Source organism: Streptomyces sp. NPDC006458 (assembly GCF_040612135.1).
In the GTDB taxonomy this organism is placed as follows: domain Bacteria; phylum Actinomycetota; class Actinomycetes; order Streptomycetales; family Streptomycetaceae; genus Streptomyces.
The window spans coordinates 61,122-87,048 of sequence record NZ_JBEXPR010000001.1 but is presented as its reverse complement, the minus strand read 5'-3'; the positions used below and the strand labels follow the sequence as shown (position 1 = coordinate 87,048).

At 70.8% G+C, this 25,927-nt stretch carries 29 protein-coding genes and 1 pseudogene; 6 read left to right on the top strand and 24 right to left on the bottom strand.

The features are described 5' to 3' along the window. Positions 1 to 259 precede the first annotated feature (259 nt). The 3 genes from ABZZ79_RS00415 to ABZZ79_RS00405 all read left to right on the top strand — a co-directional run bounded on the left by ABZZ79_RS00415 (position 260) and on the right by ABZZ79_RS00405 (position 3,018). On the top strand, positions 260 to 856 hold the full coding sequence (locus ABZZ79_RS00415; protein ID WP_356684858.1) for a dihydrofolate reductase family protein: 597 nt from the start codon (positions 260 to 262) through the stop codon (positions 854 to 856). A gap of 319 nt (positions 857 to 1,175) precedes the next feature. Continuing rightward, a complete protein-coding gene (locus tag ABZZ79_RS00410) occupies positions 1,176 to 2,132 on the top strand; it encodes a bifunctional helix-turn-helix transcriptional regulator/GNAT family N-acetyltransferase (RefSeq protein ID WP_356684856.1) in 957 nt (318 codons plus the stop codon). Between the two features lie 85 nt (positions 2,133 to 2,217). Further along, a complete protein-coding gene (locus ABZZ79_RS00405; protein ID WP_356684854.1) occupies positions 2,218 to 3,018 on the top strand; it encodes a sugar phosphate isomerase/epimerase family protein in 801 nt (266 codons plus the stop codon). Here ABZZ79_RS00405 and ABZZ79_RS00400 read toward each other — a convergent pair. Next, positions 3,002 to 3,334 (bottom strand): alpha/beta hydrolase, encoded by a 333-nt coding sequence (locus ABZZ79_RS00400; RefSeq protein ID WP_356685826.1) that lies wholly within the window; start codon positions 3,332 to 3,334, stop codon positions 3,002 to 3,004. The genes ABZZ79_RS00405 and ABZZ79_RS00400 overlap by 17 nt on opposite strands. Between ABZZ79_RS00400 and ABZZ79_RS00395 the strand changes: the two genes are divergently transcribed. Further along, the gene (locus tag ABZZ79_RS00395; protein ID WP_356685825.1) at positions 3,230 to 3,934 is read left to right on the top strand and encodes a LysR substrate-binding domain-containing protein; all 705 of its coding nucleotides are present in this window, start codon (positions 3,230 to 3,232) and stop codon (positions 3,932 to 3,934) included. The genes ABZZ79_RS00400 and ABZZ79_RS00395 overlap by 105 nt on opposite strands. A 20-nt stretch (positions 3,935 to 3,954) precedes the next feature. On the opposite strand, the gene ABZZ79_RS00390 is transcribed toward ABZZ79_RS00395, so the two are convergent. The 18 genes from ABZZ79_RS00390 to ABZZ79_RS00305 form a co-directional block, all read right to left on the bottom strand. Then, positions 3,955 to 4,554, bottom strand: a complete 600-nt coding sequence (locus ABZZ79_RS00390; protein ID WP_356684852.1) for a hypothetical protein — start codon at positions 4,552 to 4,554, stop codon at positions 3,955 to 3,957. Between the two features lie 5 nt (positions 4,555 to 4,559). After that, positions 4,560 to 5,162, bottom strand: coding sequence for a hypothetical protein (locus ABZZ79_RS00385; RefSeq protein WP_356684850.1), 603 nt, complete (start codon positions 5,160 to 5,162; stop codon positions 4,560 to 4,562). Between the two features lie 20 nt (positions 5,163 to 5,182). Continuing rightward, entirely contained in the window at positions 5,183 to 6,613 is a 1,431-nt protein-coding gene (locus tag ABZZ79_RS00380) for a putative T7SS-secreted protein (RefSeq protein WP_356684848.1), read from the bottom strand. A 2-nt stretch (positions 6,614 to 6,615) separates the two neighbouring features. Continuing rightward, positions 6,616 to 6,936, bottom strand: coding sequence for a hypothetical protein (locus ABZZ79_RS00375; RefSeq protein WP_356684846.1), 321 nt, complete (start codon positions 6,934 to 6,936; stop codon positions 6,616 to 6,618). A gap of 84 nt (positions 6,937 to 7,020) precedes the next feature. After that, the gene (locus tag ABZZ79_RS00370) at positions 7,021 to 7,638 is read right to left on the bottom strand and encodes an OmpA family protein (RefSeq protein ID WP_356684845.1); all 618 of its coding nucleotides are present in this window, start codon (positions 7,636 to 7,638) and stop codon (positions 7,021 to 7,023) included. An 8-nt stretch (positions 7,639 to 7,646) separates the two neighbouring features. Next, positions 7,647 to 8,234 carry a hypothetical protein gene (locus ABZZ79_RS00365; RefSeq protein WP_356684843.1) on the bottom strand — a complete coding sequence of 196 codons (588 nt, stop codon included), beginning with the start codon at positions 8,232 to 8,234 and terminating at the stop codon, positions 7,647 to 7,649. A 36-nt stretch (positions 8,235 to 8,270) separates the two neighbouring features. Next, positions 8,271 to 8,864 carry a pilus assembly protein TadG-related protein gene (locus ABZZ79_RS00360; protein WP_356685824.1) on the bottom strand — a complete coding sequence of 198 codons (594 nt, stop codon included), beginning with the start codon at positions 8,862 to 8,864 and terminating at the stop codon, positions 8,271 to 8,273. Beyond that, complete coding sequence (locus ABZZ79_RS00355) at positions 8,861 to 9,010, bottom strand: hypothetical protein (protein ID WP_356685822.1); 150 nt, start codon at positions 9,008 to 9,010, stop codon at positions 8,861 to 8,863. The genes ABZZ79_RS00360 and ABZZ79_RS00355 overlap by 4 nt, the downstream gene beginning before the upstream one ends. A gap of 108 nt (positions 9,011 to 9,118) precedes the next feature. Next, on the bottom strand, positions 9,119 to 9,883 hold the full coding sequence (locus ABZZ79_RS00350) for a response regulator transcription factor (protein WP_356684842.1): 765 nt from the start codon (positions 9,881 to 9,883) through the stop codon (positions 9,119 to 9,121). Next, complete coding sequence (locus ABZZ79_RS00345) at positions 9,880 to 11,079, bottom strand: ATP-binding protein (RefSeq protein ID WP_356685820.1); 1,200 nt, start codon at positions 11,077 to 11,079, stop codon at positions 9,880 to 9,882. Before ABZZ79_RS00345 ends, ABZZ79_RS00350 begins: the two co-directional genes overlap by 4 nt. A gap of 126 nt (positions 11,080 to 11,205) precedes the next feature. Continuing rightward, positions 11,206 to 12,093 carry a DUF5936 domain-containing protein gene (locus ABZZ79_RS00340; RefSeq protein ID WP_356684840.1) on the bottom strand — a complete coding sequence of 296 codons (888 nt, stop codon included), beginning with the start codon at positions 12,091 to 12,093 and terminating at the stop codon, positions 11,206 to 11,208. A 10-nt stretch (positions 12,094 to 12,103) separates the two neighbouring features. Then, positions 12,104 to 13,051: a type II secretion system F family protein gene (locus tag ABZZ79_RS00335; protein ID WP_356684839.1), complete on the bottom strand. Its 948-nt coding sequence runs from the start codon at positions 13,049 to 13,051 to the stop codon at positions 12,104 to 12,106. Between the two features lie 9 nt (positions 13,052 to 13,060). Next, complete coding sequence (locus ABZZ79_RS00330; protein WP_356684837.1) at positions 13,061 to 14,398, bottom strand: CpaF family protein; 1,338 nt, start codon at positions 14,396 to 14,398, stop codon at positions 13,061 to 13,063. Next, positions 14,395 to 14,733, bottom strand: coding sequence for a TadE/TadG family type IV pilus assembly protein (locus ABZZ79_RS00325; protein WP_356685818.1), 339 nt, complete (start codon positions 14,731 to 14,733; stop codon positions 14,395 to 14,397). The genes ABZZ79_RS00330 and ABZZ79_RS00325 overlap by 4 nt, the downstream gene beginning before the upstream one ends. A gap of 181 nt (positions 14,734 to 14,914) precedes the next feature. Continuing rightward, positions 14,915 to 15,289, bottom strand: a complete 375-nt coding sequence (locus tag ABZZ79_RS00320; RefSeq protein WP_356684835.1) for a pilus assembly protein — start codon at positions 15,287 to 15,289, stop codon at positions 14,915 to 14,917. Continuing rightward, positions 15,286 to 16,521, bottom strand: a complete 1,236-nt coding sequence (locus tag ABZZ79_RS00315) for an AAA family ATPase (RefSeq protein WP_356684833.1) — start codon at positions 16,519 to 16,521, stop codon at positions 15,286 to 15,288. The genes ABZZ79_RS00320 and ABZZ79_RS00315 overlap by 4 nt, the downstream gene beginning before the upstream one ends. 10 nt (positions 16,522 to 16,531) lie before the next feature. Further along, positions 16,532 to 17,239: a Flp pilus assembly protein CpaB gene (cpaB, locus tag ABZZ79_RS00310; RefSeq protein WP_356684831.1), complete on the bottom strand. Its 708-nt coding sequence runs from the start codon at positions 17,237 to 17,239 to the stop codon at positions 16,532 to 16,534. A gap of 49 nt (positions 17,240 to 17,288) precedes the next feature. Continuing rightward, positions 17,289 to 18,131 (bottom strand): hypothetical protein, encoded by an 843-nt coding sequence (locus tag ABZZ79_RS00305; RefSeq protein ID WP_356684829.1) that lies wholly within the window; start codon positions 18,129 to 18,131, stop codon positions 17,289 to 17,291. A 642-nt stretch (positions 18,132 to 18,773) separates the two neighbouring features. On the opposite strand from ABZZ79_RS00305, the gene ABZZ79_RS00300 reads away from it, so the two are divergent. Continuing rightward, the gene (locus tag ABZZ79_RS00300) at positions 18,774 to 20,489 is read left to right on the top strand and encodes a glycoside hydrolase family 18 protein (RefSeq protein ID WP_356684827.1); all 1,716 of its coding nucleotides are present in this window, start codon (positions 18,774 to 18,776) and stop codon (positions 20,487 to 20,489) included. A gap of 43 nt (positions 20,490 to 20,532) precedes the next feature. Here ABZZ79_RS00300 and ABZZ79_RS00295 read toward each other — a convergent pair whose 3' ends face one another. After that, positions 20,533 to 20,775, bottom strand: coding sequence for a hypothetical protein (locus tag ABZZ79_RS00295; RefSeq protein WP_356684826.1), 243 nt, complete (start codon positions 20,773 to 20,775; stop codon positions 20,533 to 20,535). 593 nt (positions 20,776 to 21,368) lie between these two features. Here ABZZ79_RS00295 and ABZZ79_RS00290 point away from each other — a divergent pair. Continuing rightward, complete coding sequence (locus ABZZ79_RS00290; protein ID WP_356684824.1) at positions 21,369 to 22,715, top strand: M14 family metallopeptidase; 1,347 nt, start codon at positions 21,369 to 21,371, stop codon at positions 22,713 to 22,715. A gap of 184 nt (positions 22,716 to 22,899) precedes the next feature. Here ABZZ79_RS00290 and ABZZ79_RS00285 read toward each other — a convergent pair whose 3' ends face one another. The 4 genes and pseudogenes from ABZZ79_RS00285 to ABZZ79_RS00270 form a co-directional block, all read right to left on the bottom strand. Continuing rightward, positions 22,900 to 23,484, bottom strand: a complete 585-nt coding sequence (locus tag ABZZ79_RS00285) for a hypothetical protein (protein WP_356684822.1) — start codon at positions 23,482 to 23,484, stop codon at positions 22,900 to 22,902. Positions 23,485 to 23,599: 115 nt separating this feature from the next. Next, complete coding sequence (locus ABZZ79_RS00280) at positions 23,600 to 24,010, bottom strand: RidA family protein (RefSeq protein WP_356684820.1); 411 nt, start codon at positions 24,008 to 24,010, stop codon at positions 23,600 to 23,602. Next, positions 24,007 to 24,771, bottom strand: coding sequence for an IclR family transcriptional regulator (locus tag ABZZ79_RS00275; protein ID WP_356684818.1), 765 nt, complete (start codon positions 24,769 to 24,771; stop codon positions 24,007 to 24,009). Before ABZZ79_RS00275 ends, ABZZ79_RS00280 begins: the two co-directional genes overlap by 4 nt. Further along, positions 24,768 to 25,839, bottom strand: a pseudogene (locus ABZZ79_RS00270) (sugar kinase). Before ABZZ79_RS00270 ends, ABZZ79_RS00275 begins: the two are co-directional and overlap by 4 nt. Positions 25,840 to 25,927 lie beyond the last annotated feature (88 nt).

The window sequence follows — 25,927 nt, the reverse complement described above, 5'->3', positions numbered from 1 at the left end:
AAGCCGAGGTCGGGACCTGAGGTCCGGGCCGGGGGGCCGGGACCGGGACCTTAGGGGGGCCGAGATCGGAGCCGGGGCCCAAGGCCGGGATCGGGGCCAGGGCCCGAGGCCGGGATCGGGGCCAGGGCCCGAGGCCGAAGTCGGGGCCGGGGTCTGAGGTCGTCTCGTGGGAAGAAGTTTCTCGGTGAGCGATGAGTTGTCGGCGCCCCGCCCGTCTATAGGGCGTAACCACTTGGCGTACGAATGAAGGAGCACTCCAATGCGGATCGTCATCACCGAATTCATCAGCCTCGACGGTGTCGTACAGGCCCCGGGCGGTCCGAAGGAGGACACCGACGGCGGCTTCGCGCACGGCGGCTGGACCGGCCCGTACTTCGACCCGGAGGTGGTCGGGGGCGCCTTCGACGCGGCGCTGGGCGAGGCGGACGCCGTGCTGTTCGGGCGCCGGACCTGGGCCGTGATGGCGTCGGCGTGGCCCGCGCGGGCCGGTGACCCCTTCGCCGACCGGATCAACTCCATCCGCAAGTACGTCGTCTCCGACAGCCTCGGCGAGTCCGACCTGACCTGGGAGAACACCGTCCGTATCCCCGTCGCCGAGGCGGTCGCGGAGCTGAGCAAGCTGCGCGAGGCCGAGGGCGGCAACGTCCTCGTGATGGGCAGCGCGACCCTTGCCCGCACTCTGATCGCCGAGGGCCTCGCGGACGAACTGCGGCTGATCGTGATGCCGGTGGTGCTGGGCGGCGGCAAGACGATCTTCCCCGACGGGGGCGAGAAGTTCCCGTTCGAGCTGGTGTCCACGGCGAAGGCGGGGACGGGGACGCTGGTGAACGTGTACCGGCGCGTCGAGGGCGAGTGAGGGCCGCGCCCCCGCGCGAAGGGAGTTCGACGGGTCGCATGGACGCGCTGCGGGCGGGGGTCTACGCTCGAACGCGACGGAACCTCTGACTGAGTCAGCGATCGGGTCGAGCCCGCGGACGTCGAGCCCGCGGACGTCGAGCCCGTGGGTATCGAGCCCGTGGACGTCGAGTCGAGCCCCCAGGCGCCGGGCCCGTAGGCGGGCAGCCGGGAAGCGGGGCAGCCGGTTGGCGCGCAGCCAGCAGGCGGGGCAGCCCGTGGCCCGGGAGCGTCGCGGGTGGTCCGTCGCCCGAGAAGGCACCGATCCCCGGGGGCAGACCATGACCGTCCAGGACATCCGCTCCTTCAACCGCTTCTACACGAACGTCATCGGCGCCCTCGACTACGGCCGCCACCTCTACGCCCCGTACACCCTCACCGAGTCCCGCGTCCTGTACGAGCTCGCGCACGCGCCCCGCACGGACGCCGCCGATCTGCGGGCGCAGCTGCACCTGGACGCGGGCTACCTGAGCCGCATCCTGAACAAGTTCGAGCGGGACGGACTGATCGAGCGCGGGCCCTCGGAGACCGACCCGCGGCGCAGAAGGATCACCCTGACCGCACCGGGCCGGGACACCGCGGGCCTGCTGGACGAGCGGGCCCAGGAGGCCGTGGAGGCCCTGCTGGCGAAGGTGGGCCCGGCCGACCGGCCGCGGCTCGCGGAGGCCCTGCACACCGTGTGGACACTGCTCGGCGACGGCCGCGCGCCCCGCCCCGAGGACGTCGTCCTGCGCGAGCCCGGCCCCGGTGACCTCGGCTGGATCGTGCAGCGCAACGCCGCGCTGTACTCCGCCGAGTACGGCTGGAACGCCGACTACGAGGGCCTCGTGGCGAGGATCGTCGCGGACTTCGCCCAGGACCACGACCCGCGTCAGGAGCGGGTGTGGATCGCCGAGCTGGACGGCCGCCGGGTGGGCTGCGTGATGTGCGTACGCGACGAGGCGCCGGGTACGGCCAGGCTGCGGCTGCTGCTCGTCGAGCCGGACACGCGCGGGCTGGGCGTCGGGGACCGCCTGGTCAGGGCGGTGACGGAGTTCGCGCGCGGGGCCGGCTACCGCGAGCTGGTCCTGTGGACCAACGACGTCCTGTCCGCCGCACGCCGCATCTACGAGCGGCACGGCTTCGTCCTGGTGGCACAGACACCGCACCGGTCGTTCGGCCAGGACCTGGTCGGGCAGGACTGGCGACTGGACCTGCGGGCGAGCGGGGACCGCCTCGGGGGGTCGTGCGGAGAATGAGGCGGGCGGTGCCGCGGAGAGTCACCGAGAGGTGACGCGAGCACGTACCGCGCGCTCGGGGCCGGGCGCCAGTAAGGTCACGAGCATGAAGCTGGCGTTCTCCACCCTCGGCGTTCCCGGTCTGCCCCTGCCCGACGTCCTGCGGCTCGCCTCGGCCCACGGGTTCCACGGCGTGGAGCTGCGGGCCCACCCGGAGGAGCCTGTCACCCCGGCGCTCGGCAGAGCCGAACGGGCCCAGGTGGCGGCGCAGTTCGAGGCTTCGGGCATCGAGCCGCTCTCCGTGGCCGGGTACACGCGGGTGGCCGGGCCGGGCCCGGACGAGCCGGTGGTGACCGAGCTGCGCGAGCTGGTGGACCTGGCCCGGGATCTCGGTGCACCGTACGTCAGGGTGTTCCCGGGCGCCGACGCGGACCAGCCCGCCGAGGACGCCGACGCCGCGGCGGCCCGCCGCCTGGCCACGGCCGCCGAGCACGCCGCCGACGCGGGGGTCAGGATCCTGCTGGAGACCCACGACTCGCACCGCACGGGCGCGGCCGTCATCCGCATCCTGGGTCTCGTGGGCCATCGCAACGCGGGCGCCCTGTGGGACGTCATGCACACCTGGCTCGGCGGCGAACAGCCCGCCGAGTCCTACGCCGCCCTCGCCCCCTACCTCGGCTACGTCCAGGTCAAGGACATCGCCTCCCCCGACGACACCCTGCCGCTCGCCCTGGGCGCCGGCGTCCTGCCGCTGACGGAGTGCGTCGACGTCCTCTCCCGGCACGGCTGGGACGGCTGGCTGTGCTGGGAGTACGAGAAGCGCTGGTACGAGTCGGCCCAGCCGCTCCCCGAGCTCCTCTCCTCCGGCCACGACCACCTGTTCCGCCTCCTCAACGAGTCGGCGTAGCACCCCGCGCGACGAGCGGCTCCCGGGGCCCGAGACACCACTCCAGCACGGCGGGCCAGGGCCCGTAACCGTCGTCGACGCTCAGATGCCCGGCCCCGGGGAGGATGTCGACGGGGGACCGGAGCGGCTCGGCGTACTCGGCGCGGGCGCCTTCGGGGCAGCAGGGATCGTCGTCCCCGGCGACGAACCGGGTGGGCGAGGGCAGCGCGAGATCGAGGTCGGGCAGCGCGAATTCGGCGATCTCCGGCTGCCGGACGACGAAGGAGCGCGAGGGCGGCGCGACGAGCAGCACCCGGTCGACCCCGACCCCCGCCACCTCCCGCCGCACGGCGCGCTGTCAGCCCTGTCGGCCCGGCTCCCCCGGGTCCGCGTGGACGTCACGGAGGCGGAACCCCCCGACGTGTTCACCGCCCTCGACACCGGCCGGCTCGACCTCGTGATCGCCGTCGACTTCGCGGCGACGCCGCCGCACACCGACCGCCGCTACGTCCGCACCGACCTGCTGACGGACATCCTGGACGTGGCCCTGCCCCCGGACCACCACCTGGCCCACGCCGACCGAGTCGCCCTGCGCGACCTGGCCACGGACCCCTGGCTGGTCGGCGACCCCCGCAGTTGCTGCGGCGCGGTCACCCGCTCCGTCTCCGCGGCCGCCGGCTTCACCCCCGACATCCGCCACGCCGTCAACGACTGGTCCGCCCTCACGGCCCTGGTGGAAGCGGGCACCGGCGTAGCCCTCGTCCCCCGCCTGCTCCACCCCCTCCACCGCACCCTCCACCTCCGCCCCACCACAGGCGAACCCCCGTCCCGCAACATCTTCGCCGCCGTGAGAACGGGCTCGGAGAGCGACGCGGTACTGGACGCGGTACTCGAGGAGTTGCGAACGGCGGCGGGGAGACGGTCGGGGGCGGCGTGAGGGTTGGGAGTGCCGCCGGGTCACCTCCAGTGCAGGGACTTGGCGACCGCCTCGAAAAGGCCGACCAGTTCCTCGGCGAAAGGATCCAGCGGCGTCGAGAAGGTGAGAAGCAGCGAGGCACCGGTTCCGGGGATTCCCACCGCGTACTCGACTGTTGTCACCGGGAGTTGATTGCCCGTCGTGTCACCTGCGTCGGGCACGACGCGGGTACGTCGTCTGAGCGCAGCCCCGGCGAAGGGCAGCACAACGTCGTCGACCACCTGCGCCCGGTGCCTCCCGGTGACCACCAGTCCGAGCTGCTCTCCCGGCGGGACCACCGTCACCAGCAAGGAGGCGGACAGCGGAACGGGGCCGACCGATGCAGTCGAGACATAGATCTCGACGCCGCCATTTCGACAGCCGTCCTCAGCTCGGTCCCGGAGATCACGAACCACCGCACGCTTGAGAGCCGCAGCGTCATCCTTGCCGTCGAACACCCGGTCGACGAGGACGCGGATCGAGCGCTTCCATTCCTCAGGCTCCAAGGGGATACGAAACCAGTCGTCCGGAACCACCAGGCCATAGTCGCCAGGAGGTGAACCGGGATCCGTTGCCCTTGCCCGCCCCGCCTTCGCATCCACCAGGCTCAGGTCCCCTTGACTTCAGCCAGTTCCAGCGACTGGGCAAGCGTCTCAGCCAGTTCGAGCAGCGCTTCGCTGAAGATCAGATTCGTCCAGGACATCCGGAGGACGAGGATGTTCTCCACCTGCGGGGGCACCACCGCATACGTCACTGTTTCCAGAACGGTCTTCTTTCGGAAGACCCCACCCGTATCGACCGACTGGATCTCCTGGATCCTCACTCCGGGACCTGCCGGCAGGACGATCTGCTCGACGCCCTGCCGGTCGGGCGAGGTGGGCAGAACGTCACGCAGCAGTTCCGGCAGCCGGTCCACCGAGCGATACCCCTCCCCGTCGTAGTCATGGACTTCGTAGACCGCCGTCACCGCTTTGGCGGCGTCCACGACGTAGGCATAGACGAAGGTGGGGTCGCTCATCTCCGCGGACTCCGCCACGCGCGCCAGAACGGACGCCAGGCCACGCACCTCGCGTCGGGGCGTCGAACCGTCCAGGTACCGCTCCGCCGCCTGCTTGGACCAAGCCTTCAGATCGGTCGCATCGCCGACAGGGAGCCGGATGCTGCCTTCCGGCTCCGCGATGAGGCAGTGCCATGGTGTTTCCTCGTTCACGCGCGCTCCCCTGTGGGCGGTCAGCCCACGGTCCAAGCCTGTTTCCACTTGCTGTACGGGTTGTCCCACTCGGTGAGGCCATGAAGCTTGTCGTTCCCGTCGCCTACCGCTGCCGCTGCCGTGTATCCCGCCCATCTATGGCCGGCAGACCGCACATAGTCCGTGAACTTCATGCCGCCCATGGCCTCGAACTTGCCGAGAATCGGGACCTCCTGAAGGGCCTTGCTGGACGCCACCCATTCGGGATTGCCGAGCGGCCGAGCACCTGCCCAGGCATCCCGGCCCAAGAGGTTTCCGACGTCCTTGAAGTCCTTCAGTGCCTTGAACGCGTCCACGGTGTCCTGGCCGATCACTTTCGGGTTCAGCACGTGTCTGAACTCACCCAGCCCGCCAAACGAGCCGGGCAGTGTCCCCGCCAGTCGCTGGGCAGCCTCCTCGGCAGCCCTGTTGGCCGCTTTGGTCGCCTTGCCCTTCAGCGTGTTCGCCGCCTTGGCGGACCTGTCGGCCAAGGCGTTTCCGACGAGAAACTCGGTCCGCGCGGAACGACTGGCGTTCTGCACGCCCCGCACCCCTGCCGCGGCGGCTTTCCCCGCGCTCAGCGCGGCCCTCCCGAGTCCGAGAGTGAGCAGCGCGATGCCATCGAGCACCAGGTCCGCGATGCTTGCGTCGCCGGTGAACACCAGGACCAGGTGGCAGGCGAGTGCCACTGCCGTCGCCAACAGGGCGATCGCATCGAGCACACCGGCCAACGCCCAGCCGACGACGGGGATCCAGCCGACGAGGAGAGAGGTCACGGCACAGACAGTGGCCACCCAGCCTGCGATGTCTGCGATGCTCTTGAGCGCACCCTTGATGTTCTCCCAGGCGCTGTCCTTGAGTTTGTCGTGATCGATGAGATCCTCAAGCGCGCGAGCCGCCTTCTCGGCTGCCCGATTCCGCGTGTCCTTCGCCTCGTGAACTCGCTCGACGGCAGCCTGGATCCGCTCGACGGCCTCGTCCCGCTTCCGCGTCAGCTCCTTCTTCCGCCGCTCATGGTCGTCGGCGCGCTCGTCGAGGGTGTCGAGGGTCCGACTCAGCGCGTCCCGCTCGTCGCGGTCGATCTCGGCATCGCGGCGGGCCCGGTCCGCGGTCTCCTGAGACGAAGCGAGGATGGATGCGTACTTCGTGTCCGGCTCGTCGTGCTGTTCACCGAGCAGGTCGGCGGCGGTCTCGAAGCGGTCCAGCACCTGTTTGAGACGCCCTACCGTCCCCTCGGCGGACTTACGGAACTCGTCCGCCGCGTCGCTCTGCCAGCCGTCCACACCGCAGAGCGCTTCGATGTTTCCGGACTGTTTTCTGATCCTGTCCGCCACACCGCGGAATCGCCTGCCCAGCCTGGCCACCTCCGCCGGGTCACCCGCCACGGGATCGGAGTCGAGTCCGACCGGCGACCAGTCCTTGGGACGAGACACGGTCAGGCCTTGCCCTTCGACTTCTTCCGCCGCCTCCGGACGGCGTCGGCCAGGGCCGTGTCGATGGCGTCGTAGGCTTCAGCCGCGGCTTTCGTGACACCCGCGAGCTTTTTCAGATCCTCTTCGAGCCTCGAACGCTTGTAGTCCCAGTTGGCCGCGAAGTCATTGAGCCTGTCCGTCAACTCCGCATGACCGATGACTTCTTGGTTCCAGCCGTACTTGTCCTCGTCGTCGAGTCGTTCCAGCTCTTTGACGATCTTCGAGAGATCAGTTGCCACGCTCTTGATCACATCGAGGTCGTCGACCCGGGTCCTGTCCCCCACTCCGCCTCCGCCATGACGCGTTGTCCGTTCCAGTGATGAACGAACGAGGGGCGCGGAGGACGCGCCCCGCGAGCGTCGACCTCGTCAGCCCTCGCCCCGCGGGAAGGAGATCTCCACGCGGCGGTTCTTCTTGCGGCTGGCCTCGGTGGCGTTGGAGGCGATGGGGTACTGCTCGCCGTAGCCGCGGACCTCGAAGGTGATGCCGGCTTGGTCGAGGGCGTCGTCGAGGATGTCGTGGACGGCGTTGGCGCGTTGCTTGGAGAGGACGTCGCCGTGCGCCGAGGAGCCGAGGTTGTCGGTGAAGCCGAAGACCCTGACCTTGGTCGCGTTCTGTGCCTTGATCTCCTCCGCGATCGCGTTGATACGGGACGTCGCCTCCGGGCCGAGTTTCGCGCTGTCCTTGCCGAAGAGGACCTCGGCCTGGAGGGCGAACTTCACGTCCGCGTTGGTGTCCTCCCGGCGTTCGTCGCCGCTCTGTTCCTCGACGACCTGCTTGATGTCCAGCACCTTCGGCTCCGCCAGGGTCGCGCCCTCGGGGAGCTTCAGGTCGGGGTCGTTGCCGTCCACTTCGACGGGGGCCGACGCGGTCGGCTCCGTGCCCGGGGGGACGCTGGGGGTGTCGTCCGCCTGGGCCGTCGTCGTGGCCAGGAGGAGCGTCGTGGCTGTCAGGGTGAGGCTCAGGGCGAGGCGGGTCGGGGTCATGGGACGGCTCATCCGGTGATCTGGATGGGGGCGGCGGCGAACATAGGCAGTTGGAAGGTGACTTCCGACGCATCGGCAGGCGGCGCCGGGAACTGCATGAACACCGGGATGGTCTCTCCCGACTTCACCGTCGAAACGGCCGTTGTGGTGAGTGGACGACCGTCGGTGTCACGCAGCACGTAATACCGCTTCTTGCCCTGTGCGTCGACCAGGGTGGCACCACCGAACGACCGACCGTGCCGAAGTACCTCCGTCTCGTCCCCACTCAGCTGGGCGGGAATCGTCACCGACTTGTCGCTGTCGTTCTTCAGTTCACCCCCCACTGTGACAAAGCCGCCCGAGTCCCGCTGTGCAGAAGTGATCTGGAGCTGAAGGCCGTTGGGCCCCTTCAACTCGGCAAGGGGCGTTCCCGACTCCCCTTCCTGCGTGCTCGCCTGGGACCCCGTGTCACGAGAAGTAGGAGCCGAAGTCTCAGGCTTCTTGCCGTCGTCACCCCCGCCCCCGCCCCCGCAGCCGACCAGACCAACAGCAAGTCCGGCTGCGACGGTCAACGCGACCATCCCCCTGTGGGCCTTAACCGTGAACCGAACGCTCATGACTCCGCTTCCTTCTCCCTCACTCGTCGCTTGCTATCAGTCAGCCAGATGGACGTCGAAGAGGTCCTCGGGTTTCGGAAGGTCGACCAAATCTTCCGGATCGAGATCCCAGACCTGTCCCTCACACTCCAGACGTGGCAGCACGTCGTCGTCGGCGCCCTCATCAGGCGGATCGAACCCGCAACGCGGTTCGATCACAGCTCTGGCTGTCTCCGTCGACTTCTTCCCCTCCGTGCCGGGGACGATGGACTCCCCGACAGGCTTGTTGGTCGTCGCCTCCACGCGGACTGTCAGCGAATCGTCCCAAAAGCACTGCGCATCGGCGTCGTTCAGCGCGGCCAGCTCGTAGGCACGATCACACGCATCCATTACCGGCCCGTTGCCGGCGAGGATGTCCTGCCACTCAGCGGGGTCGAGGATGACCTCGATCCACGCCTCGGTGAGCTGGTCCCGCGCCTCCAGTGCCGCCGCCAGCGCGGCCGCGTCGGCCGCCGTCTGGGCGCCGTTCCGATTAGCCGCCGCCTGGCCGACCGCAAGATACGCGAACGCAAGAAAGAGCAGGCCCGCCACCACCACGATGTAGATGGGGAAGGCCTGCCCTGCGTCGCCGAACCTGCTGAAGCGCGTCAGCCGCCGACGACCTCGTTGATCTTGTCGGTAATGGCGTTGTAGATCGACTGCCCGATGTCCGTCCCCGTGATCGCCAACACGATCGCCACCACCACCGCGATGATCCCCAGGTACTCCACCGCGGTCTGACCCTTGTCGTTGCGCATGGCGCTGCCCTCTCGCCGCACTGGAAACTCTGCCGTCTTCGCTAGCAGTATCCCGGGAGTGAGCCGGGGAAGAGGGCCCGTGGGCCCAACCGGGGGCCCAAGGTCCGGTCATGAGTGGCCTCCCGGACAACCAGGGGCTGTTCCCAGCCACTTGGCGGCCGCTTCGCCGCGGGTGGTGCTGTGGAGTTTGGCGAAGATGCGGTTGATGTGATTCTTGACGGTCTTCTCGGAGATGAAGCAGGCGGCGGCGATCTGGTGATTGGTCATGCCGGAGGCGATGAGGTCCATGATCTCGGCCTCCCTGGAGCTGAGTCGGTAGCCCGCTCGGTCGGGGCCTGACGTTGTCGACTGTCTCACAGCTGCTTGCAGTTGCGAAAGGTTTTGAGGTTTTATATCCCGTGTATTCGAAGGGGCTTGCTCATCGATCATTGCAGTCGCACCTCCCCGCAACTGCGCCAGCACCACCGCCCCGGCGCTCGCCGTGAAGTGGGGCCGGCCGCGCTTCACGTCCCGTACGGCCGTCACCAGTTCGTCCGTCGTGAACTCGCCGTGGACCAGGTAGCCGACGGCACCGCGCCGCAGGGCCTCCTGGACCGTCTCGGACTCGCGGCTGTAGGTGAGCATCAGCACCGGGGCGAGGCGGACCAGGTGCGGGAGGGCCGAGAGGCCGTCCAGGCCCGGCATCCGGACGTCCAGGAGGACCACGTCCGGGGCGTGCCGGGCGGCCGCCTCGCACGCCTCCCCGCCGTCCGCGGCCTGGGCCACCACCGTGATGTCCTCCCGGTCGGAGAGCAGCGCGGCCAGGCCCGCCCGGACGACCGGGTTGTCGTCGGCGACGATGACACGCAGCCGCCCGTCCTGCCCCGCTCTCACCCCGGCTCCTTCCCCGTCGGCAGCGGCATCCGCAGACGTACCTCCGTGCCCTGGTCCGCCTCGCCCGGCCCGATGTGCACGTGCGCGCCCAGGAAGTCCGCCCGCTCCGTCATGCCCAGCAGGCCGAAATGGCCCGAGTGGCGCAGGTTTTCGAGGGTCGTCCCGGGCGGGAGTCCGACGCCGTCGTCGTTCACCGTGAGCGTCAGGAGGCCGTCATCGACCGTCAGCCGGACCCTGATCCGGGTCGCCTCCGCGTGCCGGTCCGCGTTGTCCAGCGCCTCGCCGACGATCGCCAGAAGGTGGCGGGCCTGCACGCGCGGCAGCTTCGGGGGCGGGGAACCCGCGTCCGTGCGCGTCTCGTACGTCGTCCTCGGCCGCGGTCCCGGCGCGAAGTGCGCCACCCGCGCCGCGAGTTCCGCGTCGAGGTCCACCTCCGCCGCGCTCTCCTGACCCGATGCCCGTCTCAGGTCCGACAGCAGCTCACGGGACTCCGACGCGGCCCGCCGGGCCGAGCGGGCGATCAGGTCCGCCCGCGCCCTCAGGGCCGCCGGGTCCGGGCAGGGCCCGGCGGCCGAGTGGGCCAGCGCCTCGGCGGCCAGGGCCACCCCGTGCAGCGTCTTCGCCACCGAGTCGTGCAGATCCCGGGCCAGCGCGGCGCGTTCGAGGTTCACCGCCTCCGACACCGCGAGCCGCGACCGCACAGCCGACAGCGCCTCCGTCGCCTCGCCGAAGCGCAGGAGCAGATTGCGCAGGGTCGAGCCGACGGCCCCCGTGACGACGCACAGGCCGGGCAGGAGCAGGGACTCGGCGAGGTCCTCGCCGGGGCCCAGCGTGGCGTGCACCAGGAGCAGGATCAGACCCTGCAGCGAGGCGAAGCAGGCCGCGCCCCGCCAGCCGTAGACGATCCCGGCCAGCAGGGGCGTACAGACGCTGACGTACGCGAGCGTCGTGTCCGGGCCCGCCGAGATCAGCAGCAGGGCGCCGAACAGGGTGTCCGCCGCCAGCAGGCCCGGGTGGCGCAGGAGGAGCGGGCCGAAGCGCTCCCAGTCGCGGAAGAGGACGTAGGAGCCCATGAAGGTGACCACCACGGCCGCCCCGACCAGGCGGACGCCGAGGCCGGGGCCCGCGCCCAGCAGGGCCGCCGGGGCCGCCACGGCGATCATGGCCAGGCGGAAGCCGAAGACCTGGCGGCACATCGCCTGCACGGCGTTCACCTGGAGGGGCAGGGCCACCGAGTCGGCCGCCACGGAGGCCGTCCCCCACCGTCTGAGCAGCCCCGCGTTCCCGCGTGCCGTCGTCGCGATCGTCGCCACCGGTTCCCCCTACCGGCCCGTGACCGAGCCGAAGTCGGTGCCGGAGCCCAGGAGCAGGCCGGCTCCCAGGAGCAGCATCGTGGCCGGGACCATGAACGTGGTGATCATCATGGTGGCCTTGGGGACCGCGCGGGCGGCCTTGCGGCGGGCGTTCTGGGCGTCCGTGCGGCGCATGTCCTTCGCGAGGGCGACCAGGGTGTCGACGATCGGCGCGCCCAGCTCCTCGCCCTGCTGCAACGCCGTCACGAACATGGCCACCTGCTCGCTGTCGTTGCGGCGGCGCAGTTCCGCGAAGGCCTGGCGGCGGCTCATGCCGAGGTCCATCTGGCGCAGGGTGATGCGGATCTCGTCGGCCCAGGGGCCCTCGTAGCGGGAGGCCACCCGGTCCAGCGCCTGGCGGAAGCCGAGGCCCGCGCCCACCACGACCGCGAGCACGTCCAGGAAGTCCGGCAGGGTGCGCTCGATGACGTCCTTGCGGACGCGGATCGCCGACCAGATGCCGACCTCCGTCCACAGCGCGCCGAACGCCAGCAGGAGCAGGGCGACGAGGTAGTCGCCGCGCAGCAGGAACACCAGCGTTCCCACGCCGCCGAGGGCGCCGTAGACCGCCCGGCGGGCGGCGTAGCGGTCGATGGTCAGACCGCCGGGGTTGCCCGCGAGGTCGATCTTGCGGCGGTATCTGGCGACCTGCCGGGGGCCCATCAGGCGCAGCACCGCGGGGGCGTAGCGCATGCCCATGCGGTCGATGAGGGAGTCGACGGCGCCGGTGCGGGTGGCGCCGACCTCCAGGGCGAGGGCGAGGTCGCTGGGCAGTTTCGCGTCCGCCCGGTACATGCGGATCCCGGCGAAGGCGCCCCAGACGCTGAGGCCCATCAGCAGGGCGAGCAGCAAGGCCATCCCAACCTCCTCAGACGTCGATGCGGGACAGGCGGCGGATGAGGAAGAAGCCGACGGCGTACAGCCCGAAGGCGATGATCACGCAGGCCTGGCCGACCGGGGAGCCGGTCATCCGGTCCAGGGCACCGTCCTTCACGCCGTTCATCAGGAACAACGAGCCGACGCCCATGACCGGTACGGCGTACGAGGTCATGCTCACCTGGGAGAGCTGGGTGCGGATCTCGCGCCGGGTCTCCTTGCGCTCCTCCAGCGTCTCGGTGAGGTTGCGCAGGGCGCCGACGACCTGGCCGCCCGCCCGGTTGGAGAGCACCAGGGTCGTGACCAGGACGACCAGTTCGCGGGATGGCAGGCGCTCCGCGAGTTCGCCGAGCGCGTCGTCCATCGAGGCGCCCATCGCCAAGTGGCTGGCGACCTTGGCCAGTTCCTCACCGGCGGGTGCCTCCAGCTCCTCCGCCGCCATGCCGACGGCGGTGCGCAGGGCGAGTCCGGCCTGGGTGGCGTTGGCCAGGATGCGGGCCAGCTCGGGGAGTTGGTTGATGAACCGCTCGATGCGCTTCTGTCGCTGCCAGTTGAGGAACTGCCAGGCCGCCCAGACGCCGAGCAGTCCGGCGATCGGGCCGAAGAACGGGGCGAGGGCGGCCTGCCCGACCAGCCAGAGACCGGCCACCGCGAACAGCATGGCGGCGAAGAACTCGCCGGGCGTGAGGTCCAGTCCCGTCGCCGCGAGGCGCAGTTCGATGCGGCGGCCGAGGGCGGTGCGGCGCAGTCGGCGGTCCAGCCCCCGGAAGTGGCGCCTGCGGCCGGACGCCACGCCGTGGCCGCTCTCGATCGCCAGGCGCTCCACCAGGGCCTGCCGCTGGGCGCGGCCGGTGGCGTACGCGTGCACGCCGAGGACGGACAGCACGCAGGCCAGCAGGGTGAGGCCGGTGGTGAGCTGGACTAGGTTGCTCAGTTCCATGGGGCGGTCCTACCTGGCTTCTCGGGTGGCGAGCTGGTCGTCGTGCCTTGCGACGCCGTAGGCCTGCGGGATGGGCTGGCTCGCCATGTAGAGGCGGTCTGCGGTGCGGCGCGGGAGCGGGAAGTACCGGAAGGCGCCGTGGACCCGGCCGTCGGGGGTCATGGGCCGGGCGTCGAAGCGCGCCACCGTGGCCAGGCGGTACGGCTCCCCGCCGTGGCTGTCCAGGACGGCGATCTCCGTGATGCGCCGGGCGCCGTCCGCGAACCGGGTCAGCTGGACCAGGACGTCCACCGCGCTGTTGATCTGGTCGTGCAGGGCCACGAACGGGATCTCCACGTCGGACATCGAGGCCAGGGTCTGCAGCCGGGTGAGGGCGTCCTCGGCGCTGTTGGCGTGGACGGTGGCGAGCGAGCCGTCGTGGCCCGTGGACATGGCCTGGAGCATGTCCAGGGACTCGCCGCCGCGGACCTCGCCGACGACGATGCGGTCGGGGCGCATCCGCAGGGAGTTGCGCACCAGTTCGCGGATGGTGACGTGGCCCTTGCCCTCGACGTTCGGCGGCCGGGACTCAAGGCGGATCACATGGGCCTGCTGGAGCTGGAGTTCGGCGGAGTCCTCGATGGTGATGATGCGCTCGCCGTCGGGGATCAGGCCGGACAGGGCGTTGAGCATGGTTGTCTTGCCGGTGCCCGTCGCGCCGGACACGATGATGTTGAACTTCGCCTGCACCAGGCCCGCCAGCAGGAACAGCATGTGCTCGTCCAGCGAGCCGAAGCCGATCAGCTCCTGGAGGGTGAAGGAGCGCGGGAAGCGGCGGATGGTGAGGATCGGGCCGGTCAGGGACAGCGGCGGGATGATGACGTTCACGCGTTCGCCCGAGGGCAGGCGGGCGTCGACCATCGGGTTGGACTCGTCGACCCGGCGGTTGACCGTCGACACGATCCGCTCGATCGTCTGCATCAGCTGGTCCGCGGAGGCGAACCGCATCGGCAGCTGCTCGACCCTGCCGCCGCGTTCCACGAAGATCGCGTCCGGGCCGTTCACCATGATCTCGGTGACGGAGGCGTCCTCAAGGAGCGGTTCGAGGATGCCGAGGCCCAGGGCCTCGTCCACCACCCGGCGGATCAGCTGCGAGCGCTCCACGGTCGACAGCACCGGGCCCTCGCGGCTGATGATGTGCCCGAGCACCCGCTCCAGGCGCGCCCGGCGCTCCGCGGCCGCGAGCGAGCTCATCTCGGCGAGGTCGATCTCCTCCAGCAGCTTGGCGCGGTAGGAGGCGACCAGGTGGCCGTCCTCGCCGCGGCTGCCGTTCTCCTCGGGGGAGTTGATGCGTGCCCGCAGGCTCATGGCTGACCGGACTCCTCGTCGGTGTGGTCGAGTGGCATGGTGGCGGTCTTGGTGGCGTCGCCGAAGTCCCAGCCGGGGACGAAGTTGGGAATCTCCACGACGGCCGTGACCGTCACCTCGTCGCCGCCGGGAGCGGAGTGGCAGTCGACGGACAGCCAGTCGCTGACGGCCTGCGTGCAGCCCTCCTGCGCGCTCTCCCCCAGCGAGGCGCTGCGCGCCCCCGCCCTCGCCGCCGTCCCCGCCTGCTGACCGGCGTACGCGATGAGCCCGATCTGCACCCCGGCCAGGGCGACGAGGATCAGGATCGGGAGGAAGCCCAGGTACTCGATGGCCACCTGGCCGCGGTCGCGGCGCTCGGAGCCGTTGAAGTCGTTGGCGCCGTTGAAGTCGTTGGCGCCGTTGAAGTCGTTGGCGCCGTTGAAGTCGTTGGCGCCGTTGAAGTCGTTGGCGCCGTTGGAGCCGTTGGAGCCGTTGGAGCCGTTGAAGTCGTTGGAGTCCTTGGAGTCGTACGCCATGTCAGTCCGTCTCCTCCTCCACCGCACCCGCGTTCCCCTTCACCTCAAGGAACGGAAAGGCCCCGATCCCCGGGAACAGCACCGGCACCCGGAGCTTGACCTCGGCCGTGACATAGCCGCTCCCCCCGCAGGTGACGCTGCCGTCCCAGGCGTCGGGCAGCTTCTCCAGGCCGGCGGCCTGACACGCCCCGTCCCGCTCCCCCGCCGGCACCGCGGTGCCCGCGCGCACGGCCTCGTCGGCCGCGTTGCCCGCGAGCGTGAACGTGTAACCGACCAGCACGAACTGCCACATCAGCACGAGCGTGATCAGGATCGTCGGGGTCATCCCGAGGAGCTCGATCGTGACCTGCCCCGAGTCCCTCCCGGGCCGCCTCATCCCCCACCGTCCTTGCGTCGCCGCTCGCCCCGCAGCCGGCCGTGCCGCTGGGGCCCGGCCTCTGCCTTGACCAGGCCGAGTTCGCCGGCGAGGGCCCACAGGGACTGGCGGACCTGGCCCTTGGGGTCGAGTTCGTGGACGCGCCCGGCGTCGACCGCGGACTGGAGTTCCTTGAAGTGGGCGGGGATCGCGGTGGCCGCCAGGGCGGTGCCGGTGATCTTCTGGATCAGGGACGGCTGGATCTCCGTACTGCGGCTGTGGCGGTTGACGACGACCGTCGTCTCCTCGGCCTTGCGGATCTGGAGCCGGTCCCACATGCGCACCGCGCGTTTGGCGCCGCGTACGGCGATCACGTCCGGTGTCGTGACCAGCAGGGCGGTGTCGGCCATCTCGACGGCGGCCGCGCCCGCCCCGCCCAGCTGGGCACCGCAGTCGATCACCACGATCTCGTAGCGGGAGCGCAGGGCGCTGACGATCTGGCGGGCCGCGCGGTCGGTGACCTCCTCGCCGCGCTCGCCCTCGGCGGGGGCGAGGAGCAGGGCGAGTCCGGAGTCGTGGCGGAAGACGGCGTCGGCGAGGACGCGCGGGGAGATGTCGGTGATGCCGGCGAGGTCGACGACGGAGCGGCGGAACTGGACGTCCACGTAGGAGGCGACGTCGCCGGTCTGGAGGTCCAGGTCGACCAGGGCGGTGGAGCGGCCGGAGGCCTGGGCGGCGAGGGCGATCTGGATGGCGGTGAGGGTGGTGCCGACGCCGCCCTTGGCGCCGCTGACGGTGACGACGGTGCCGCCGACCCCGGTGAACACGTCGGCGCCGTGCCCGAGATGGCGGCGCACGCCGACGGACCAGGCGGCGACGGCCTGGACGCGACTGGCGAGTTCCTCGTACGACAGCGGCAGCGCGACCAGGCCGCGGGCGCCGGAGTCCATGGCGGCGGCGAACAGGCCGGGGCTGGCGTCGGTGGTGACGAGGATGACGCCGACCGCGGGGAAGCGCAGGGCGACCTCGCGGACCAGCTCCAGGGCGGGCACGGGTCCGATGCGCTCGTGGACGACGACGACCTCGGGCAGTTCGTCGACGGACTCGGCGGCGAGGCGGGCGAGGGTGTCGACGAGCTGGGTGGAGTCGACGACGGGGGCCACCGGTTCGGCGTCGGGGAGCTGGCTGAGTAGCGTCGTGATGGACCGGACCGCGTCCGCGTCGCCGACGGCCGGGAGGATCCTCGTGGGCATGCCGGGCCTCTCACTTGTCCTGGGCGAGTTCGTAGGTGCGGTCCTTGTCGGGGACGGCGGTGTCGGTACCGGGCGCGACCAGGGCGAGGCGGACGCGCTGGGCGAAGGACTCGGCGTAGGTGAGGCGCTGGGCGTCGAGGGTGGAGAGGGCGAAGGTGATGGGCACGGCCTCGGTGGCGCGGCGGGAGCGGTCGCTCGCGCCGGGTTCGAGGGGGGTGAGCTCGCCGACGTCCAGGACACGGGCGTTGGTGACGATGATCTTCGACAGGTCGGGGTCGGTCTCGCGCCTGCCCTCGAAGGTGGCGTACACGTTGACCTTGGCGCCCGGGGTGATCTTGCCGGCCACTCCGGTCGCCGCGTCGATCATGATGGCGACCTCCTGTTCCCCGGGGGCCAGTTCGGGCTGGTCGACGATCATGTCGCTCTGCAGCAGGGAGCCCTTCTTCAGGGCCGTCACCGCGATCTTGCCCCGGATGTCGGAGAGATCGGTGACCGCGTTCGAGGACAGCCAGCGCTCCGGCATGCTGATCTCGCGGAACTGGGCCGCGGTCAGGGCCGTGTAGGGCTGCACGTCGCTCTTGAGCTCGTACGCCGTGACCTCGGGGCCGACCTTGGACTTCACGTCGTTGACGACGGAGAGCACCCCGCCGAAGGCGCCGAGGGCGCCGAGGACCGACAGGAGCAGGAGTATCACGCCGCGGCGCTGACGGGAGTTCATGAACCGTGCAACCTCTATGGGGGTGGGTTGGTGGGCGGGGTGCGGTGGGTCATCCGGTGAGCATGCGGCTCTCCGAGGCGGGCGGGGTGGCGGAACAGAACACACAGCGGTCGCCGATGACGTCCAGGCCGCACCAGTGGCACACGCTCTGCCGGACCGAGGTGACCAGCTGGTAGAGGACGGACAGGTCGGGCAGGAAGCTGCAGAACTCGGTCATCCGGCCGGTCCCCCACCAGCCGGGCGACTCCGCGGGCAGCGTTGTCTCGCGCAGCCCCTGGGCGTTCCAGGCCGGGGCGAGCGAGGTGGTGACCCAGTCGGACTGGAGCTGGCCCTTGGCGACCAGCATCCAGGTGCCGAACTCGGGCCCGGCGAGGGTGGCTTCGGGTCCTACGCGGACGAGCTGGGGTTCGGGGTGGGCGACCACGGCGAACTGGCTGCCCGGCACCCAGGACCTGGCGTGCACCTTGAGGGTGACCGGGACGCGGTCCAGCTTGGCCACCGAGCCCAGGACGGCCCCGGCGTGGATGTAGTGGGTGAGCAGACGGCCCGCGGAGGCGAGCACGCCGGGGCCGAGGTCGCAGGAGGCCAGCTGGCGCAGCTGCCGGGCGAGGACGGCGATTCCCAGGGGCGGCAGGTCCGGGCGGAACAGGGCGATGCGGTCGCTCTCCAGCAGGGAGCGGACCGTGCGCAGGCGCCGTTCGACGGCCGGCGGGACGGCGGGCGAGTACACCACGATCAGATGCCCGTGCTGCTCGGCCAGCAGGGACAGCCGGGCGACCGCCTGGTCCAGTGGCTCGCGGTCGATGTCCGCGAGGACGGTCGCCGGCAGGGTGCGCTCGTCCAGTGGCGGCAGCGCCAGGTCGGCACTGGTCACGGCAACGGCAGTTGACACGCGCAGCTCCCCGGATCCCTGCCAGTCGGCGCCGCCGAGGTGTTACTCCGGCGCACCGAGATGACTTCATTGCGTGACTACCTCCGCACTTTACCCACGCGCCTGTTACCGGAGAACAGCGTTTGGTGAGCTCCTGAGGAACTACTGGCGCACAACTCGCGCCAAAACGGGTCAGGTTACGCGCAGACGTCTTCAATTCCGATGCCCGTACGGTGAATGCGAGCACCCGTCGGCCTTCCGGAGACTCTCACGCGAATGCGACCGCCCGTCGACCCACGAAGGCCCGCGAAGGCGCACGAAGACCCACGAAGGCTCGCGCGGCGAATGGCACCACCGCCGACCCCGAGGCCCGCACGGCGAGTGCGACCGTCCACCGACCCCGAGGGCTCACCCGGCGAGCGCGACCGCCCACCGACCCCCGAAGGCTCACCCGGCGAATGCGACCACCCACCCACCCCGAGGGCCCACCCGGCGAATGCGACCACCCACCGACCCCAAGGGCTCACGCCGCGAGCACACCAACTCCCGCTCCCACGACCCAGTTGGTCTGGACCTCTTGACAACTCCAATTGGTCTGGACCAACTTGGACGTCCAACGGTGGCCACCGTCCTCCCCATCCCACTCCCCCACCGGAGGCCCCAGTGGACCGCGCACAGCCCTCTCCGCCCGGCCGGAGACGACGCCTCAGCCTCTGGGCAGGGGTCGTCACCGCCGCTCTCGGCCTGTCCCTCACCACCGCCGTCCAGGCGTCCGCCGCCGACATCAACAACGCGAGGAACGCCGGGTTCGAGTCGGGACTGGCCAACTGGACGTGCAGCGCGAACAGCGGCACCACCACCGGCTCGCCCGTGCACGGCGGCACGGCCGCGCTGAGGGCCACCCCGGCCGGGCAGGACAACGCCCGCTGCAGCCAGACCGTCGCGGTCAGGCCGAACTCGACGTACACCCTCAGCGCGTGGGTGCAGGGCGGCTACACCTACCTCGGCGCAGCCGGCACCGGCACCACCGACGTGTCGACCTGGACGCCGGACTCCTCGTCCTGGAAGCAGCTGTCGACGACCTTCAGCACGGGCGCCTCCACCACGTCCGTCACGGTCTATCTGCACGGGTGGTACGGCCAGGCCGCCTACCTCGCCGACGACGTCTCGGTGTTCGGGCCCGACGGCGGCGGTGGCACCGACCCCGGCCCGACGGTCCCGGGCACCCCGGCGGGCCTCGCGGTCTCGGGCACGACCTCGACGTCGGTGTCCCTGGCCTGGAACGCCGTCTCCGGCGCGACCGGCTACAACGTCTACCGCGACAGCACCAAGGTCACCGCGGTGTCCGGCACCTCCGCGACCGTGACCGGGCTCGCGGCCTCCACCGCGTACTCCTTCCAGGTCACCGCGACCAACGCGGCCGGTGAGTCGCCCAGGTCCACGGCCGTGACCGGCACCACCGGGCCCACCGACGGGGGCGGGGGCGACGGCACGCTGCCCAAGCACGCGGTGACCGGCTACTGGCAGAACTTCAACAACGGCGCGACCGTCCAGAAGATCTCCGACGTGCCGAGCCAGTACGACATCATCGCCGTGGCCTTCGCCGACGCCACCACCACTCCGGGTGCCGTCACCTTCAACCTCGACTCGGCCGGCCTCGGCGGCTACACCGTCGACCAGTTCAAGGCCGACGTCCGCGCCAAGCAGGCCGCGGGCAAGAAGGTGATCATCTCGGTCGGTGGCGAGCGCGGCACGGTGGCCGTCAACGACTCCGCCTCCGCGGCGAACTTCGCCGACTCCGTCCACTCCCTGATGCGGACGTACGGCTTCGACGGCGTCGACATCGACCTGGAGAACGGCCTGAACGCCACCTACATGACGCAGGCGCTGCGCTCCCTGTCGGCGAAGGCGGGCTCGTCGATGATCCTCACGATGGCCCCGCAGACCATCGACATGCAGTCGACGTCCAACACGTACTTCCAGACGGCGCTGAACGTGAAGGACATCCTCACGGTCGTCAACATGCAGTACTACAACAGTGGTTCGATGCTCGGCTGCGACGGCAAGGTGTACTCGCAGGGCTCGGTGGACTTCCTCACGGCCCTCGCCTGCATCCAGCTGGAGGGCGGCCTGGCCCCGTCCCAGGTGGGCCTCGGCCTGCCCGCCTCGACCCGGGGCGCGGGCAGCGGCTATGTCTCGCCGGCCATCGTGAACAACGCGCTGGACTGCCTCGCCAAGGGCACCAACTGCGGCACCTTCAAGCCGTCGCGCACCTACCCCGCCCTGCGCGGCGCGATGACCTGGTCCACCAACTGGGACGCCACGGCGGGCAACGCCTGGTCGAACGCGGTGGGCCCGCACGTGCACGCGCTGCCGTGACGGCGGTGGACCGCTGAGCGCCAGCCGTGGCCGGAGTCCGGGCTCAGAAGAACTCCGACCACGGGTGGTCCCAGACCTGCTTCACGCACAGCACCAGGAACAGCAGCCCGGCCGGCGCCGGCATGGTGTTGCTCGGCGCACCGTTGCGCCACTCCCGCGGCGTGCGGCCGGAGTCGAGCAGCCTCAGCAGCGTGCCGGCCAGGAAGGGCAGGAAGGGCAGGAAGGCCGCGCCCGCCGGCGCTACCGCCGCACGGCCTCGCCCCCGGCGCCGGCCCTCCCGCCGCACGGACCTCGGAGACCCGGCACGCTCGGCGCTCCCCGCCCGGAACTCGAACCCGGCACGCTCGGCGCTCCCCGCCCGGACCTCGGACCCGGCACGCTCGGCGCTCCCCGCCCGGACCTCGGACCCCGGCGGGCAGGTTCGGCCGGGGTCCGGGCCCTCCGGGGACGGACTCGTGCGGGTCCCCGGACTCGCGTGCCACGGCTGTCGCCGACCGCAGCCGTGGCACGCGCACAGGCCGGGTTCTCCCCAGGGCGCGCAACGTGACGCGCCGGGGCCGCCACTCTGACGCGAGCGGCACGTTTACGCACGCCCGATTCACACCTCCGGGTGCACATCTCTGCGACTCCCGCCCAGAACAGCGAGCACGCGTACACTGCGCGGCCGATTTCCGCACGGTCCAGGCCGCCTGACCCGGCGGCCCTATTGACCTGCTCATGCCACGCCCGCACCATGAGCGCCACACCCGCACCCGGACCCGCCCACAGGGACCCCACGAGTCACCGGGAGGGTCCGCGCACGTCGCACGGAAGAACCACCCCCCGCTCCACTCCCCGTTTCCGGCGACCCCGGAATTCCCGGAGAACCAAGGAGATTTCATGCGACTTCGCATCCGCGGCTCGGGCGCCCGCAGGACGGCCGCCCTGGCCGCCGTCCTCGCCCTCGCGCTCGCCGCACCCGTCTCGGCCGACCTGACCGGCGGCAGCGCGAGCGCCGACAGCGCGGCCGGGCCGGCCCCCGCCGCCGACGACATCCGGCAGTACGAGGTCCACGTCCACAACAGCACCGCCGCCGAGCGCACCGCCGTCATGGCGGCCGGGGTGACCGTGGACCAGGCCGACGAGGAGGGCCTGGTCGTCTCCGGCCGCGCCGACCAGATCCGCGCACTGCGCGCCAAGGGCTACCGGGTCAGCGCACTGGCCGACGCTTCGAGCCGTGTCGCCGAGGACGAGATCCGGCTCTTCGACTTCCCGTCGGCCGACTCGCGCTACCACAACTACGCCGAGATGAACGCGGAGATCGACCAGCGGATCGCCGCCTACCCGGGCATCATGAGCAAGCGGGTGATCGGCAGGACCTATCAGGGCCGCGACATCGTCGCCCTCAAGATCAGCGACAACGTGGCGGCCGACGAGGCCGAGCCCGAGGTGCTGTTCACGCACCACCAGCACGCCCGTGAGCACCTCACGGTGGAGATGGCGCTGTATCTGCTGCGCGAACTCGGCGCGGGCTACGGCACCGACTCACGCGTCACGAACATGGTGAACAACCGCGAGATCTGGATCCTGCCCGACCTCAACCCCGACGGCGGCGAGTACGACATCGCCACCGGCTCCTACCGGTCCTGGCGCAAGAACCGGCAGCCCAACTCCGGTTCCTCGTACGTCGGTACGGATCTCAACCGCAACTGGAACCACCGCTGGGGCTGCTGCGGCGGCTCCTCCGGCTCGACGTCCTCGGAGACCTACCGGGGTACGGCTCCCGAGTCCGCGCCCGAGGTGAAGGTCGTCTCCGACTTCGTGCGCAGCAGGGTGGTGGGTGGCGTCCAGCAGATCAGGGCGGGCATCGACTTCCACACGTACAGCGAGCTGGTGCTCTGGCCGTTCGGGTACACGTACTCCGACACGACGACGGGGATGACGACCGACGACCGCAACGCCTTCGCCACGGTCGGCCAGAAGATGGCGTCGAGCAACGGCTACACGCCGGAGCAGTCGAGCGACCTGTACATAACGGACGGGTCGATCGACGACTATCTGTGGGGCGTGCACAAGATCTTCGGGTACACCTTCGAGATGTACCCGTCCAGCGGCGGTGGTGGGTTCTACCCGCCCGACGAGGTCATCGAGCGGGAGACCTCCCGCAACCGCGACGCGGTGCTGCAACTGCTGGAGAACGCGGACTGCATGTACCGCTCCATCGGCAAGGAGGCGCAGTACTGCTAGCCCTCGCGGGGGTGTCTAGTGCCCCGGCAGGCAGCGTTTGCCCGTCAAGGAGCGGCGTCCGGCGCGTGCTCTCGGTGTGCCGGGTGCAGGCCCTCGTACTGGATGTACTTGGGTCTGTGCCCGGTGCGGCGAGAGGGCGTGCCGGGCGTCGCGACGGGGCGAACGTTGCCTGTCGGGGCACTAGCTAGTCCTCGAAGTAGGCGTCGAGCACCTTGTCCAGCTCCGACTCCCAGTCCCTGTGCTGGGTACGGGACTTGGCCTCGATCTCGATGGGGTACCAGCGGCGGTCCGGGGTGTGGACCGTCACGGTGAACCGCTTGCCGAAGCGAGGCGACTCGGACTCGATCGCGCCGACCTCGTCCCACCGGAACTCGCACTCCTGGTCGTCCAGGGCGAGCCGGACACCGGAGGCGTCGGCGACGATGCGCGCGCGCCGGTCGGCGGCCTCGAACACGGGGCCGTCGGCGGGCGCCTCCTCGGAGGACTCTGCCGACTCCGAGGACTTCGAGGACTTCGAGGACTCCGCGGACTCCGCCGGGTCCGACGACTCGGACGACTCCGACGACTCCGACGACTCCGACGAGTCGGTGGCCTCGGGCGACCGGGAAGTCTCCGTGACCTCGCCGCCGTTCTCCTCCGCCGCGGTGACCTCGTCCACGGGCCCGGTCTCCTCCGCGTCCTTGGACAGGGGAACCGTGATCCCGGGGATGTGCGCCGGGTTCACTCCGGCGTCCAGGGGCTGACTGCTCGAACCTATGCGCTGCTCCACAGCGCAGCAGTATGGTCGACGATCCTGTGTCGGGGACAGCCAGCCCCTGCTTCGTTATACGACGATGTCCAACCCCGCCTCGGGGCCCGCCTCGGGGTCCGCCTCCGGGCCCGCCTCAGCCGAGGACTGCGAGGGCGTCGATCTCGACGAGGAGCCCGGCGGGGAGGCCGACGTAGACGGTGGTGCGGGCGGCGGGCGGGGCGGTGAGGTTCTCGACCTCGAAGTAGGCGTTGTAGATCTCGTTCATCTCGGCGAAGTGGTCCACGTCCGTGAGGTAGACGCGGATCATCATCACGTCGTCCCAGCCGGAGCCGCCCTCCTCCAGGATCGCCTTGACGTTGGCCAGGGTCTGCAGCGTCTGCTCGCGCAGCGTCGGCCCGGCGGGCGTAGGCGGCCGTCCCTCGACTGCCGGCAGGAAGCCGACCTGACCGGCGACCTGGAGGATGTTGCCCTTGCGCACTCCGTGGGAGAACCTCGCGGGCGGGGTCGGGTGGGTCTTCGGGGTGAGCGCGGTCTTCTCGGTCATGGGGTGACTTCCTTGGCTGGGGTCCTGCCGGAGTACTCGCAGCTGACGGCGTCCGCGGTACGGCGCACCAGCGGGAGCAGGGTGAGGAGTTCGTCGGCGGTGACGACGACGTTGGGCGCGGACACCGACAGGGCGGCGACGACCCGGCCGTCCGCACCCCTGATGGGCGCGGCGACGCAGTTGATGGACTCCTCGTGGCCACCCAGGTCGGTGGCCCAGCCCTGTTCGCGCACCTGCGTCAGCTCCCGGAGGTATGCCTGCGGGTCCGGTGTCGAACGGGCCGTGTACAGGGGGTAGTCGAGCTTCTCCGCGACCGCTCGCCGCTGTGCCTCCGGCAGGTCCGCGAGGAGCAGCTTGGCGACCGCCGCGACCGTGATCGCGACGGGCTTGCCGATCCGCGAGTACATGCGCACCGGGTAGCGGCTCTCGACCTTGTCGATGTAGAGCACCTCGTTCTCCTCGTACACCGCGACGTGGACGGTGTGCCCGCACTCCTCGTTGAGGCGGACCAGGTGGGCGTGCGCGATCTCCCGGATGTCGAGGTTCTCCATCGCCTCCTGCGCGAGCGCGAACAGCCGGGCGCCGAGGCGGTAGCGCTGGTCGGACTGGCGGTAGACCAGCCCGTGCTCGTGCAGGGTGCGCAGCAGGCGCAGGGCGGTGCTCTTGTGCACGCCCAGCCGCTCGGCGACCTGCCCCAGGTCGGCGGGCCCCTCGGCCAGCAGCGGCAGGATGCTCAGCGCCCGGTCGACGGTCTGGCTCATCGCGTAGGTACCTCCTCGGCGGCCTCACCGGCTCGCGTCCAGCCGGGGCCGAGTCGAAGTGTCCCCCACGCCTCGTCGTCCAGCGCGACCAGCCGGTCGGCGTGGCCTCGGGAAGGGGGCACCCCGAAGTCCCCGGGTACGGTGAGCGTGGCCGCGGCCCACAGATGCCCGTGCCGCAGCCGGTCGCGTACGGGCAGCCCCCGCAGGGCGGCGGAGAGAAACCCGGCCGCGAAGGCGTCCCCGGCTCCCACGGCGGCGGCGACGTCGACTTCCGGAGCGGGGGTGTGGCGCACCGCCTCAAGGGGCGCGGGGCTGTGCTTCATGTGCGGCGTCCGCCGCGTGGGCGCGAGCAGCCCCATGCGGCCCGCACCCGGCTCCCCACAGCCACCACCCCGCTCATAGGCCGTCGCCCCGAAACGCCCGCGCTTGACAACCACCAGCCCCGGCCCGGCCAGGGCCTCCGACAAGGCCCTGTCATCGCAGAGCCTCCACGCGTGACAGGCCTCATCGGCCCCCACGAACACGGCGTCGGCCGCACGCGCCAACTCCAGCAGCACCCCCGCCGACCCCCGCTCCCCCCCACAGGCCCGGGCGGAAGTTCACATCGAAGGAGATCAACGGCCGCCCGGCCCGCGGAGCGACCAGTTCCCTCAACAGCTCCAGGCAGTCCCGCGACAACGCGGCCGTGATCCCCGACAGATGCAGCACCCGGCACGCACGCACCACCTCCAGGTCGACGTTCGCCACGGACATCGCGGACGCCGCCGACCCCGCCCGGTAGTACGCCACCTCGTGGCCCCGCGAGCCCCGCTCCCCGGCCGTACGGAAGTACACCCCGGTGGGCCGCCCGGCATCGCGCCGTACGGCCGACACATCGACCCCGTACGACCCGACCGCCTCCACCAGGTGGTCCCCGAACCCGTCCGCTCCCACCCGGCTGACCCACCGCACGCCGAAGCCGGCGGCGGCCAGCGCGCAGGCCACGTTGGACTCCGCGCCCCCGATGCCCCGCTCCAAGGAGGGCACGTCGGCCAGCCGTCCGGGCAGAGTGGGCAGGAAGGTGACCATGGACTCGCCGAGGGCGACGACGTCGACGTGCGCGGGGGTGGGTGCGGTGGCAGTCACGATGGTCGGTGCTCCTTCAGGCCGCGCGGAC